The sequence below is a fragment of the Methanothrix sp. genome (assembly GCF_016706325.1).
Classification (GTDB): domain Archaea; phylum Halobacteriota; class Methanosarcinia; order Methanotrichales; family Methanotrichaceae; genus Methanothrix.
In genome coordinates, this window is the sequence record NZ_JADJJX010000001.1 from 1,707,917 (window position 1) to 1,721,677 (window position 13,761).

Sequence of the window (13,761 nt, forward strand, 5' to 3'; positions counted from 1 at the left end):
TGGTCAAGAAGTATAATGATCAATATCCCCTGGAAAAGATATTATTCTAGGGTTTGAACAAATTGGATATATATATGGTATAATGATCTTTTTTTTCTCAACTAAATTCATCGCATCACACATGACCTTATAGAAGGAATTAATATTTGGATTTAATTTAAATCTTTTTAGTGATAGGCCATATAAATCTTTTGCAACAGGTATTCGTGTTACATTATTGATGAATAGATCTGCCTTTTCTAATCCTTCATCGGGCGATGTCATTTGATTTGCCAAACTCTTAAATATCTTTGCTTCCTCAAGGTCCTTAAATTTCTTAAACTTTATTGTATCATCGGATAAATTTCTATCAGGAAATCTCGATTTATGCTCAACATAAAAACCATTTATAATATAGTCTGGTTCTGTTTTTGGATTCCCAAATTCTATATCGAACCCCATTTCTTTCAGTTTATATGCGACAGCAAGTTCATCAGATTGGCTATGAGCCTTCCTTAAAAGGTCATCAAGATTATCAAGGGGAATGTCTGTTTGTTCCGCCTCTAATTTTTTATAAAAGCCAGTAACCAAACTAGCTATTTGTTTAACAACTTCTCCAGCCCTATCTAGTTTGATTTTATGTCCAGGAATATTTTCACATAGCTTTAGATAATACGGCAGCAATATACAAACATCCCAGCTAGGTGTTACTAATGGATATTTGCGATCCAAATCTAAACATTGTTTCATAATTTTAGCATCTCTATATATAAGAGATGCCATTAATTTACTGAGATTCAATTTTTCCCTATATTCTTGCCAAGAGTCTAAAATCATCTGCACATTAATATCTTTTTCATACCAATCTAAGTTTAAGACAAAATTAGGCAACCCATCGACTCCAAGATGATGCGAATCAATAACGATAGGAGCATAAGCTTTATCCATATGCACTTCAAGATCCATCCAGTTACCTTCATATCTCTTAAGCGATCTATAATCAGACTGAATAATTATTTTATCATTTATCAAAAATATATAGCCTAACTCCATAGGGATGCATTGGCATTTGGCACCGGGATCAACAAATAATCTTCGATTGATCGAAAACTTATCAAATTCCATAGATTGTCCTCTTCAGTCAATATTTATAAATCCCTCTAGTAAATGTCTTAGTTGCTACAATGAAATACCGAAAATGGAAAATGACTGCTTCAGGACCTTCCTCATAAATTGCCAGAATATCTTCGCGACTCAACGAAGTGGATATGCTTAACTCTGATGAAGAGAGGGAATTATCTGGATCGATACCCTTCTTTAGGATTTGATGAGAATTGCGCCCCTCCATTATTACGGTTATATGATTGCAATTAATATTTAAATTTTGGGCCGATTATCGTACGTTATGATTCATGAAGTATCGGAAGGAAAAAAGAGGTTCGGCTGGGTGGCTGAATAGTTACAAATAGCATTCCAACAGCCATCTCCTTTTTAGGCCTTGTTCCTCTCTCCTAAGGTCTCGAACTCGAATCTGAAATTTGTCATAGTTGTAGTTCTCCGCCAGGGTCTTGAATGTCTCCTTATCATCAAAGAAGTGCTTGAATACCCACAGCTTGCCTAGCTTAAATAGGGTGACCTTCTTATGCCTCTGGTGTATTCGACGACTCATTTTTGACCCTCCAATTTAAGGAAACGCCAGTTCGTTTTTGACCCCTCCCCAAAGAGGAAAGCCTTCCCTCTCCAAGTACTCTGAGAGGTGGGCGGTAAGGTGAAAACGATGGCAGATGTACGTAGAATCGTAGACCTGTACGAACTCCATAAGTCCTACAAAAAAGTAGCCCGCGAACTGAACATATCCCGGTACACTGTGAAAAAGCATCTTCATCAGGTCAAAGATGTGCAAGAAGGATTGTGCCCCTTTTCCAATTCCCCGTACTGCGCCCGCCGGTGGCCCGCTGACGAGATCGATCTGCGCCCTCGATGCAAGAGTTCAAGTTCTCGCAGGGCCCCTAAAAGGAGAGACCCATGAAAGTTGATGCTCATAGCCTTAAGCGCCGGTTGGGAATAGCCCTATTCATCCTCTCCTTTGTTTTCTATGGATTGCTGCTCCTCGTGCCGTTCATCACCATCTCCACAGAATCCAAGGTAGCATTCTCCGCCGCCATGGTGCTCCTGGGAGAGGGCTCATTCTGGCTCTCAGTCATCCTTCTCGGCCGCGAGGCCATAGAGAAGTATCGAAGGGTAAATTGGCGATCTCGTCTTTCCGGACTGCTGAAAAGAAATTAAACCCATCCATCCCAAATCCGCCTCTGCAGATCAGGCAGGGATCTTCTCAGCATCTCTCTTCTCCCACCGGCCATCTCTTGCCGGATCAGCTCCTTTGGGCATTGACCCCGCTCTTCAAGCAGGGTAGTGTGAGAACGGCATCATCAGGCAGCTTCAATTCAATTGGATTCAATTCAGACAGGCCCAATACAGCAACTTGATAAAAGAAGAGATCATAGAGGGGGCCAGAGGTGCCCAACCTGGCTCATAACATCGTTCCCGTCTTTGAGCTGACTGTTGCCTTGAGGCATATCATCTACCGAAAGAGAGGAACCATCCTCTCAGTCGCAGCCATAGCCTTAGCAGTATCCATCTCTCTTGTCTCCATCTTCATGATGGACGGCTTTCGGAATATGCTCTTTGATATAATAATTGAAGACCTGCCTCATGTCGTTGTCAGCCCCAAAGAGGGCGAGGAGTACATCTACCTCCATCACAGCCTCACCGACCGCATATGGGATATGCCGGGGGTGGTGGCAGTCTCCGCCAGCCTGGGGACCAGTGCCACCTTCACATATAAGGAGAATGTGGAGAATGTGGCCATGTCCGGGGTCAATCCAGAGGACTTTGAAAGGATCTACCATATCGGGGAGTATATGATCCAGGGAGAGCTCATATCCATACAGAGCGGCAAAAAGGTGATCCTGGGCAGGAAGCTGGCTGAGCGGCTGAAGGTCAAGATGGACCAGACCCTTTATGCCAGCTTCCCTGACGCCAGGGAGACCAGCCTGGTGGTCTCGGGGATCTTCGATCCGCCCATGGGCTGGCCTGAGGACCTGGCCCTGGTCTCCCTGGGCACCGCCAGGACCTTTCTGAATCAAGGGGACGTGGTATCCTCTGTGGACATAAAGCTGAAGGATGTCTACCAGGGGGATGCCATCGCCAGATCCCTGAGGGACCACGGATATAAGGCAGATAGCTGGCAGAAGCTCTACCCCGAGATCCTGGAGACCCTGGCCATAGAGAGCTTCGAGAACAATCTGATAATGCTGCTGATTCTGATCATCGCCTCATTCGGAGTGGGGAGCGTCATGTACCTGCTGGTCAATGAGAAGACCAGCGAGATCGGTATGCTGATGGCCATGGGAGCGAGAGGGCAGAGCATAATGAACATATTTCTGATCGAGAGCGGCCTGCTGGGGCTGATGGGCGGTGCGGCGGGCGCTGTTCTTGGACTGGCCCTCTCCCTTTACCTCAAGGGCCTGGAGTTCTCCATGGAGGCCCCAGGCGGGCAGACAGTCACCTTGCCGGTATTGATCAGCCCGAAGAGCTTCCTGGTGATAATAATAGCAGCAATAGCATTGAGCATCATCGCCGGCTCCTATCCTGCTTATAAAGCATCGCGGCTTGATCCCGCCCTGGCCATAAATGCATAAAAAAAAGGAAAAGAAAAAGGAAAAGAAAAAGGAAAAAAGGAAAAAGAACCCCATTGCTTGTATTGGGGATAGAGGATATTTATGCTCAGCTTAGGAATTGAATTGGATCCTGGATCCAAGTAGTACTATCTTTATGTGGCGGCGCCTCGCATGTCTTGCATGTCTTTCATGCCTTGCATGCCTTGCATGCTTCGCCTGCTTGCAGCGAGGTGAGCCACCGTCGTTTTCTCATCTGCTCGTCCATAAGATTTTTAGCCATTGATGCCATAAATCATCAGAGCAGGAGTGTGAAATCAGTGAGAAAGATGGCCTTGGAACTGAAGGGATGGTGGGCATTTGCCGCCATCGCTGCTCTCTTAATCCCTTCCGCGATGGGATTTCCTGGATTGAATTTGACCAAGAACTGCAGTACAATATCTGCCAATGTTGATGAGGTCATAGTCTACTCATTTGATCTCAAGAACAATGGCACAGAGAAGATCACCAATCCGATGATAATAGACGATCACCTGGGAGAGATTCCAGTCAATAAGAGCACGCTTGATATCGGTGAGAGCTGTGTGGTTCTCATATCCTATAAGGTTATGCAATCCGATCTTCCCGGCCCACTGGTCAATGTTGCGAGGGCCCGGGCAGAGTGGAAGGGCGGGGAGGTGGTCTCCAATAATGCCAGCTTCGCTGTCAGCCTGGGAATTGTCGGATATGAGAATCTGAGCAAGTACGGATACAGCATTCCCGAATCATTCCATATTTAAATAAAAAATATTTAATTTTTGCTTGGCGAGCATACCCTGATATTATTCAACTAAATACAACAAAATTATAGTAATTAGTTGTATTATATCTTGACATCCGATCTGAAAAATTATACTATTTCATCCCATTGACGGATGTAAATTTCATCTGTTTTATTTCTAATCTTAAGCACTAAGTTTATAATCTATGCTGGAGTACTATTTTTAATTATTAGACAGGTGGTGGATGGTCATGATGAATGCACAGTTAGAAAACAGTCTGGGTTTGGATGCTACAGGCAAGGCTCATAAAAAAGCGAGATCAATGGTTGTAGCAAGACTGTATATAATGTTTATTATCCTATCTCTTTCGATCTTTTGTATGGATGCTTCTGCTCTTCAAATAACGAAGAAAGGGAGCTCCAATCAGGCGGCTTTTGGAGATATTGTCGTCTATACCTACGAGGTCACCAATAACAATAGCTTCGAGCTGCATGATGTCCTTATTCACGATGATAGATTGGGAGAGATCTCCCTGGGGGATCTCGGCATTGGTGAGAAGAAGTCCCATACCATCAGCCATAGCATTATTGAGGAGGACTACCCAGGACCATTAAATAATAAAGCTTGGGCCACCGGCAAATCATCCAATGGGACTTCGGTTCGCTCCAATAACGCCTCCTGGGAGATCGCATTGGGCTTTGAGGGAAACCTGGTCGTCTCCAAGAAGTCAGATGTGGTCAACGTAAGGATAGGCGACAGCATAAATTATACCATTTCAATAAAGAACCCCAATGGCTTTGCATTGAAGAATATAAGTGTTCAGGACCTGATATACCATCCCGTCGGTATCGGGTTTGACGTCCCTCTCAATAAGACCTTTCTGCTTCCTGGAGAGTCAGCAGTGGGGACGCTCAAATACACTGTGACCCAGTATGATATCATTGGACCGCCCCGCGATGTCCCGGGCCTCTCTCCGGCGATGGTCACAGATCTAGCTAATGTCGTCGCATTTCCGCCCTGGTCGGATCCGGACGATCCCTACGCACATAAGGTCAGCAATGTCGCCACCAGAAATAATGCCATCCTTTATAATACTGACCAATCTCTGAGCAAGGCCGCCAGCCTTCGCGAAGGCGCCAAGGGCGACAGGGCCACCTTCAACATCACTGTGCAGAACACCGGAGATACTCTCATAAATAGATCGGAGCTAACAGACCTGCTGCCCGATGGCTTGATGTTCATCTCTTCTGTCCCACCCATCACATCCTCCACCATCAACTCCAATGGAAGCACCACCCTCTACTGGGGGAACCTCAGCCAGTCGTTCGGCACCATCCTGCATCCTGGAGAGAGCTTTGAGGTCAAGGTCACTTCCGAATTCACTGGAAGCAAATACGGCAAACTTACCAACCGTGTGAGCAGTGCAGTGTACAATCTGAGAAATGAACGTAAGATCTCTACATCTTCTGCTGATGTTTATGCAATGAAGCAGAACATCGCCGTGATCAAGAAGCCAGATATATCTATGGGTGCTCCGGATGCAGTGGTCAACTATACCCTGCAAGTGCAAAATACCGGAAACATCAGCCTGAATAATGTCTTTGTGAGCGACACTCTGCCCGAAGGAATGAGCTATGTATCCTCCTCTGGCGGAGGGAGCAATCTCGGCTCTCATGTCAACTGGTCTGACATCGGCCCCCTGGCAATAGGCTCTACTAAGCAGCTCTGGGTGCAGGCCCGCATCAACGGCCCTGTATCTCAGAGAAGGACTCTGACCAATCATGTCTATGTAGAGGGCAAACCCCAGTTCGGCTACAACATCAGCAACAGCACCTCGGCAGATGTGGAGGCCCTGGAGGCAAATATAACAATAACAAAGGGAGCTGATCCAGCCTTTGGCTCCCCGGGAACAATTGTGACATTCGCCCTGAATGTGACCAACAACGGCATAGCTCCTCTGCCTCACGTCACAGTGAGCGATCTCTTGCCCGCGGGAATGAGCTATCTCTCCTCCTCTCCCCCGGGGACAGCCCTGGGCCGGAATGTATCCTGGGCGGACATAGGTCCCCTGGGATCAGGGGAGAGCAAGCAGATCCGGGTCGCAGCCAAGATCGATGGCCCTGTATCAGGCATCAAGACCCTGACCAACTGGGTCGAGGTCTCGGGCAGCCCGGAGCATGGAGGCAATGTATCTGCCAGTGCCCTGGCAACAGTTCAGTCGGGCGAGGCCAAGGTCGATGTGATCAAACAAGCCGATCCCTCATTCGGCTCGCCGAGCACAAATGTGACATTCAGCCTGGATGTCACCAATAGCGGTGCTGTTCTCCTGCCTCATGTATCTGTCATCGATCAGCTCCCAGAAGGGATGAGCTATGTATCGTCGACCCCCGCAGGGGTCAGACAGGGCCAGAATCTATCCTGGCCTGACATCGGGCCCCTGGCAGCGGGAGAGAGCAAGAGGCTGGAGATTGTGGCCCATATCGACGCTCCTATCACTGGAAGCAAGACTCTCACCAACGAGGTGATTGTATCGGCCATGCCGGAGCATGGAGACAATGTAACTGCCAATGCCTCGGCCCAGGTCCTTGCAAGAGAGGCGAGGATCGATGTGCTCAAGGGAGCCTGTCCTGCGTTCGGCGCCCCTGGCAGCCTGGTCACCTTCAGTATTGATGTGACCAATAGCGGTGCAGCACGCCTGCCCCATGTATTCGTCGGCGATACCCTCCCTGAGGGGATGAGCTATATCTCCTCCACACCAGCGGCGGCAAGCCATGGCCGGAAGGTGCTCTGGGCTGATATCGGCCCATTGGATTCGGGAGAGAGACGGAGGCTGGAGATCGTGGCCAGAATAGACGGCCCGATAGAGGGCAATATAACCCTCACCAACCTGGTTCAGGTCTCAGCCCGGCCAGAGCACGGTCAGAATGTGACAGCCAACAGTAGCGTTGATGTTCTGGCCAGCGAGGCCAAAATCGATGTGGCCAAGGCAGCCGAGCCGGCGTTCGGCTCTGCTGGCACTATTGTGACCTTCACCCTGAATGTGACCAATACTGGCGCAGCCTCTTTGCCTGTGGTATCTGTAAGAGATCTGCTGCCTGAAGGGATGAGCTATCTCTCCTCGTATCCTGGGGGATCAAGCCAGGGTCAGAGGGTCATCTGGCCGAATATCGGTCCGATGAGCCCGGGGAGCAGCAAGAAGCTGGAGATAGTGGCTCGTTTGGACGGCCCGGTATCCGGAAATCTCACCCTCACCAACCAGGTCGAGGTAACAGGAATGCCGCAGCACGGCCAGAATGTAACTGCCCGTGATAGCGCGGATGTTCTGGCCAGCGAGGCGAAGGTCGCTATCAGCAAGGCAGCAGATCCCTCATTCGGATCTCCGGGCACAACAGTCGTCTTCACAGTGGACGTGACCAATAACGGATCTGCTCTCCTGCCGCATGTGTTTGTGAGCGATCTCTTGCCGGCGGGTCTGAGCTATCTCTCCTCCCACCCGGAGGGATCAGGCCAGGGTCAGAATGTCTACTGGTCTGACATAGGACCGATGGCGCCAGGCAGCAGCAAGAGGCTGCTCTTGAAGGCTCATATCGATGCTCCTGTGTCAGGGAACGTGACTCTCACCAACCAGGTTCAGGTCTCAGCACAGCCGGAGCACGGCCAGAATGTGACCGCCAGTGCTTCAGCAGAGGTCAGGGCGAGTGAAGCGAAGATCGCCATCAGCAAGGTGGCTAATCCGGTATTCGGCTCCCCTGGGACCGATGTAACCTTCACTATGGACGTCGCCAATAGCGGTGCTGCTCCATTGATGAGGGTGTCGGTCAGCGATCTGCTGCCTGCGGGAATGAGCTATGTCTCCTCAGATCCTGCCGGGTCCAACCAGGGCCAGCAGGTGATGTGGCCTGATATCGGACTCATGGCACCGGGTGAGAGCCGGAGGCTGCAGATCATAGCCAGAATCGACGGCCCGCTATCCGGCATCAAGGATCTGATCAACCAGGTCCAGGCCGTAGGGCAGCCGGAGCATGGAGGGAATGTAACTGCCAATGCCACGGCAGCCGTCCAGGCCCGGGAGGCGAAGGTCGGTGTGACCAAGATCGCCGATCCCGATTTTGGCTCTCCGGGGACAGATGTGACCTTCAGCATAAATGTGACAAACGACGGCTCTGCCCTTCTTCCCAATGTATTGGCGAGGGACCTTCTTCCAGCAGGCATGAGCTACATATCATCATCCCCTGCGGGATCAAACCAGGGCCAGAATGTGCTTTGGCCTGATATCGGCCCGATGGAGCCGGGAGCGAGCCGCCAGCTTGAGATCGTGGCCCGGATCGATGCTCCGATAACAGGCAGCATCGATCTCATCAATCAGGTGGACATATCTGCTAAGCCTGAGCACGGCGATAATGTTACTGCCAGCGCATCAGCCAGTCTTCTGACCAGTGAGGCCAGAATATCGGTCATCAAATCCGCCCAGCCGGCATACGGCTCGCCCGGGGCGAGCGTGGCCTTCGATCTGGAGGTCGAAAATACCGGTGTTGCTCGTCTGCCGCACGTCCTCGTTCGCGATCATCTGCCTGCGGGAATGAGCTATATCTCCTCAGATCCTGCCGGGTCCAACCAGGGCCAGCAGGTGATATGGCCTGATATCGGGCCAATGGATTCGGGCGAGATCAAAAGGCTCCAGATCCTGGCCAATATAGATGGACCGATATCGGGCAGCGAGAACTTCACCAACCTGGTGGATGTGGCCGGCAAGCCGGAACATGGGGATAATGTCACTGCCAGCGATACTGCAGTTGTCAGGGGACAGGAGGCGAAGATCGCTGTTGAGAAGAAGGCCGACCCATCATTCGGCTCTCCAGGCACAATTGTGACCTTCAGCCTGGAGGTGAAAAACGAGGGGCAAGCCCTCTTGCCTCATGTATTCGTGAGCGACCTGCTGCCTTCTGGCCTGAGCTATGTATCATCCAGCCCGGCAGGATCCAATGATGGCCAGATCGTCTCCTGGCCGGATATCGGGCCGATGGCACCTGGCAGCAGCAAGAGGCTCGAGATCGTGGCTCATATCGACGGCCCGTTATCAGGCATTCAGAACCTCACCAATCAGGTTACTGTGGCTGGAAAGCCGGAGTATGGTGAGAATGTAACTGCCAGTGCCTCGGCCACAGTCCAGGCGAGCGAAGCGGGGATCTCCGTAGTTAAGAGCGCAGAGCCATCATCAGGCTCGCCGGGCACAGCAGTCGGATTCTCTCTTGAGGTGACAAATACTGGTTCGGCGGCACTGCCCCATGTGTCGGTGAGCGACCTGCTGCCCGGAGGGATGAGCTATATCTCCTCCACACCAGCGGCAGCAAACCAGGGCCAGAAGGTCTTCTGGTCTGATATCGGGCCCATGGCGCCGGGTGAGAACAGGCAACTGCAGATCATTGCCCTGATCGATGGCCCGCTATCGGGCAGCCAGACCCTTACCAACCAGGTGAATGTAACCGGAAAGCCCGAGCACGGAAAGGAGGTCACTGCCAGTGCTTCTGCCGATGTCCTGGCAAAAGAGGCCAGTATTTCCGTCGTCAAGAGCGCCAATCCATCATTCGGCTCTCCGGGGGCTGAGGTGCTCTTCACAATGGATGTGACAAACACTGGAGCGGCGGCACTGCCTCATGTATCGGCGAGCGACCTGCTGCCCGGAGGGATGAGCTATCTCTCCTCCAGCCCGGAAGGAACGAACCAGGGCCAGAAGGTCTTCTGGCCTGATATCGGGCCCATGGCACCAGGTGAGAGCAGGCAGCTGAAGATCACTGCCAGAATCACAGGCCCGCTATCGGGCAGCCAGACATTCACCAACCAGATTGAGGTGATGGGCCAGCCCGAGCACGGCCAGAATGTCACTGCCTCCGATTCTGCTGAGGTCTTAGCCAGTGAGGCCAGGATCGCAGTCAATAAAAGGGCAGATCCAGCCTCTGGATCTCCCGGCGCCACAGTGACATTCACAATAGATGTCACAAACAGTGGAGCTGCTCCACTGCTTAATGTAGCGGCAAGCGATCAGCTGCCGGCGGGGATGAGCTATCTCTCCTCCAGCCCGGCAGGATCAAACCAGGGCCAGAATGTCCTCTGGCCGAACATTGGACCCATGGCCCCGGGCGAGAGCAGGAAGCTGGAGATTGTGGCTCGTATCGACGGCCCGATATCGGGCAGCCAGACCTTAACCAACCTGGTTGAGGCCGCCGGTCAGCCGGAACACGGGGAGAATGTCAGCTCCAGTGCCAGTGCTGATGTTCTGGCAAGAGAGGCGAAGATCTCAGTCATCAAGAGCGCTGATCCAGCATTTGGCACCATTGGGAGCATTCTGACATTCAAGCTCAATGTAACAAATAACGGTGAAGCCCTCCTCAGCCCCGTCTTTGTCAGCGATCTGCTGCCAGAGGGGCTGGAATATCTGGCCTCATCACAGGGAGGAGTCAGCAGCGGTCGCTACATCAATTGGACGGATATCGGGCCGCTGCAACCGGGGGAGACGGAGGACCTCTGGATAAAGGTCAGAATGGATGGAACAGTCTACGGATCTTTAGTAAATCGGGTTGACGTAGTGGGCAGACCGGAGCACGGCGAGGATATATCAGCCAGCTCCATGGCAGTGGTGGAGGGATACAGCTCGGGCATAGGCGCCATCAAGACAGCTGGCGAGACGGATGGCCTGCCCGGAAGCACTGTCAACTTCACCCTGGTCGTAGCCAATGTCGGAGCCACAGAGATCTGCAATATCACTGCAGAGGATCTGCTTCCTGAGGGTCTGCAGTATATGAGCGATGAGCATCAAGGAGAGTTGAATGAAGAAGGCAGGGTGATCTGGGAGGATCTGGGATGCCTGAAACCGGGGGAGAAGGTCCAGATCGAGATGATCGCCTCCATCACAGGAACTGCTTTCGGTGAACTGGAGAACAGATTCCTGGCGGAAGGGACCCCTGTGGGGAGCAATGAGCGGGTGAAGTGCGAGGCGCGGGCGAATGTGACTGCAGTGCCATCTCCATTCACCATCACCAAGACTGCGGATAAGCTCGTTTACCGGCCGGGGGAGGAGATGACCTATACCATCACCATCTGCAATCCACTTGATTACTTCCCTCTGAAGGACGTGGTGGTAAAGGATGTATTTGATAACAGTAAGGTTAGAGTCGTCGCCAGCTATCCTGAGCCCGGCAGTGATGGTCAGTGGCACTTCGCTCAGATCCTGAACAAGAGCTGTGAGACTATAACTGTGGTGGCGGTCTATCCCCAGTCGAATATAACCTTTGATAAGAGTCAGAATGTATCCGGCAGGGGCTTTGTCAATGTACATAGCGACCTTACCACAGGCATGGCCTCGATGGCAGTCACAAATTGCGTCTATGCCACTGCAAGGGTGGGAAGCCAGACCTGGTCCAGGCAGAGCTGTGCCAGTGTGGAGATCAGGGAGATTGGCACCGATCTGCAGGTGAGAGAGCATGGAAGCGGACTGTATCGAAGCGATGAGAGCACCAGATTGCTCTCTTCGAACCGGTCCATCATCTCCCGGCAGAGCACCTCTGCTCTCTATGCGCCTGAGGCCTTCCAGCTTCCCAACGACCGGAAGCTCAATTATTCATCTCAATGGGCGGAGAAGACCCAGGGCAAGAACTATGTAACCGGCGCCAGTATGCATGAGGCCTACCGCCATGCAACCGACATAGATCGGGAGACATACATCCGGATGGACGAGAACGGCTCGCAGATGAGGTTGGACTCCCGCTTCAATGGAACAGCAAGCATTGGTTTTTCCAAGCGGTCAGTGCAGGAGGGGGCAGGGACAAAGCCCATCTTCGAGGCACAGGAGGAGTATAGCGGCCAGTTCCAATTGAATGAATCCTTCCAGGAATACGGCTCAAGTGCTGCATCGGAGAGGGCAGCATCCGGAGAGGGCTATGTCTCATCGGACAGGAGAACAGGCCAATCTCAGAGGAGCTATGAGTCAGGCACCGGCAGCTACAGCATTGAAGAGAAGATCGACACCTTCTCCAACTATATGGCCAAAGACGTCAGCCTGGCCCATAAGGCAGTGAACCTGAGCCGCCCATCTGCTGCACCTCAAGAGCTGAAATGGAGGGAAGGAATGTGGTCTAAGAGCGGGTCCCAGCAGGGCGGAGTCATCGTCGCAAAGAGAGATCAGTCCGGCAGCAGGGTTGAGGATGGCTGTGCCCCGGCGAATGGAACCTCCCCGGCGAGCATAATCAGTGAGAGCTACAGCTCACTGGATTATCTGAAGAAGGATGCCGTCTCCCTTGGCCTCTCAGAGATGAGGTCCAATGCCACATTCAAGGGAGTTGCGGACTACAGGGCAAAGGCTACCAGCAGCAACGGCACAGATCTGATCGACAGCGAGGACCGATATATCGGAGAGTTCACCACTGCAAGAAGCATCGCCCTGAGCGGCGTGTCCAACTATGATCAGCCGCATATATCTATAAGAAAGGTGGGGCGGATCAGGCCGGAGTGGGTTGACAGGAAGAATCTCACTGTAGCCGAGTACAACATCAGCATAACCAATGATGGCAACTGTGCTCTTGCTCCATTATATGTTCAGGACCTCCTCCCACCAGGAACTGAGTACATAGGCTCATCTCTGCAGCCGGTAGCGATCGGGGAGGATGCCGTCAACTGGACGGTGCTTCATCTGGGAATAGGAGACACTCTGAGCATAACCCTGAAGTTAAATGTGACTGAGTCTGCACCGGGCAATCTGCTCAACCGGGCAGAGGTCAGCAGTATGGCAGGAGGGCAGCATGTGACAGCATCTGCCTATAGCTCTATAGAGCATGATTGGATAGGCTGCTGCCAGCCAATGATGGCCCTGGAAAAGGAGGTCCGGGTGGATCCAATCGATCCATTCCTGGTCCATTATGCCATCATCCTGAAGAATAATGCCAATGGATCCATGGCTGCCCGGCTGGACGATGACCTGCCGGGCGGCATGAGCCTGATCAAGGCCGATCCAGTCCCCGCAAGCTACGATGGCGAGCGTATCCATTGGGTGATTGCGGATATCGGGCCGGATCAGGTCATGAGGGTGGAGTATACTGTGAAGGCATCCGGAAACGGCAATTACATCAATAATGTGCATCTGGATGCCAGTTCAATAGACGGATCTGGAAGCTATAGCAGCATTGCGACATCCTACCTGGACCTTGGCCATACCGGGAGAAGAGCAAGAACCACCCTATATGATGAATGGCAGCCGCCTGATTGGGATATAGACACCTCGGAGGGAGAGGGCATTTAGCCTGTGAGAGGCAGCTTCAAGGCTGCTTTTTCTCTTTTTTCCCTCTCCACTATCG

Annotated in this window: 8 protein-coding genes; 5 read left to right on the top strand and 3 right to left on the bottom strand. The window is 51.8% G+C overall.

All coding sequences use genetic code 11. The features are described from left to right. Positions 1 to 3 precede the first annotated feature (3 nt). The 3 genes from IPI63_RS08820 to IPI63_RS08830 form a co-directional block, all read right to left on the bottom strand. Positions 4 to 1,104 carry a hypothetical protein gene (locus tag IPI63_RS08820; protein ID WP_214066081.1) on the bottom strand — a complete coding sequence of 367 codons (1,101 nt, stop codon included), beginning with the start codon at positions 1,102 to 1,104 and terminating at the stop codon, positions 4 to 6. 334 nt (positions 1,105 to 1,438) lie between these two features. After that, the gene (locus IPI63_RS08825) at positions 1,439 to 1,648 is read right to left on the bottom strand and encodes a hypothetical protein (RefSeq protein WP_214066082.1); all 210 of its coding nucleotides are present in this window, start codon (positions 1,646 to 1,648) and stop codon (positions 1,439 to 1,441) included. A 15-nt stretch (positions 1,649 to 1,663) separates the two neighbouring features. Further along, complete coding sequence (locus IPI63_RS08830) at positions 1,664 to 1,798, bottom strand: hypothetical protein (protein WP_292477998.1); 135 nt, start codon at positions 1,796 to 1,798, stop codon at positions 1,664 to 1,666. Between IPI63_RS08830 and IPI63_RS12945 the strand changes: the two genes are divergently transcribed. The 5 genes from IPI63_RS12945 to IPI63_RS08850 all read left to right on the top strand — a co-directional run bounded on the left by IPI63_RS12945 (position 1,757) and on the right by IPI63_RS08850 (position 13,706). Continuing rightward, complete coding sequence (locus tag IPI63_RS12945) at positions 1,757 to 2,008, top strand: sigma factor-like helix-turn-helix DNA-binding protein (RefSeq protein WP_366850908.1); 252 nt, start codon at positions 1,757 to 1,759, stop codon at positions 2,006 to 2,008. The two genes, IPI63_RS08830 and IPI63_RS12945, sit on opposite strands and share 42 nt — an antisense overlap. After that, positions 2,005 to 2,265, top strand: a complete 261-nt coding sequence (locus IPI63_RS08835) for a transporter suffix domain-containing protein (RefSeq protein WP_214066084.1) — start codon at positions 2,005 to 2,007, stop codon at positions 2,263 to 2,265. Before IPI63_RS12945 ends, IPI63_RS08835 begins: the two co-directional genes overlap by 4 nt. A 230-nt stretch (positions 2,266 to 2,495) precedes the next feature. After that, positions 2,496 to 3,680, top strand: a complete 1,185-nt coding sequence (locus IPI63_RS08840) for an FtsX-like permease family protein (RefSeq protein WP_292477999.1) — start codon at positions 2,496 to 2,498, stop codon at positions 3,678 to 3,680. A 296-nt stretch (positions 3,681 to 3,976) separates the two neighbouring features. Next, positions 3,977 to 4,435: a hypothetical protein gene (locus IPI63_RS08845; RefSeq protein WP_292478000.1), complete on the top strand. Its 459-nt coding sequence runs from the start codon at positions 3,977 to 3,979 to the stop codon at positions 4,433 to 4,435. 361 nt (positions 4,436 to 4,796) lie between these two features. After that, positions 4,797 to 13,706, top strand: a complete 8,910-nt coding sequence (locus IPI63_RS08850; protein WP_292478001.1) for a hypothetical protein — start codon at positions 4,797 to 4,799, stop codon at positions 13,704 to 13,706. Positions 13,707 to 13,761: the final 55 nt, after the last annotated feature.

What these genes read in the sequence shown, in the direction of transcription:
- IPI63_RS08825 (WP_214066082.1), bottom strand. Translation starts at nt 1,648, where the DNA reads ATGAGTCGTCGAATACACCAGAGGCATAAGAAGGTCACCCTATTTAAG.
- IPI63_RS12945 (WP_366850908.1), top strand. Translation starts at nt 1,757, where the DNA reads ATGGCAGATGTACGTAGAATCGTAGACCTGTACGAACTCCATAAGTCC.
- IPI63_RS08830 (WP_292477998.1), bottom strand. Translation starts at nt 1,798, where the DNA reads ATGGAGTTCGTACAGGTCTACGATTCTACGTACATCTGCCATCGTTTT.
- IPI63_RS08850 (WP_292478001.1), top strand. Translation starts at nt 4,797, where the DNA reads ATGGATGCTTCTGCTCTTCAAATAACGAAGAAAGGGAGCTCCAATCAG.
- IPI63_RS08835 (WP_214066084.1), top strand. Translation starts at nt 2,005, where the DNA reads ATGAAAGTTGATGCTCATAGCCTTAAGCGCCGGTTGGGAATAGCCCTA.
- IPI63_RS08820 (WP_214066081.1), bottom strand. Translation starts at nt 1,104, where the DNA reads ATGGAATTTGATAAGTTTTCGATCAATCGAAGATTATTTGTTGATCCC.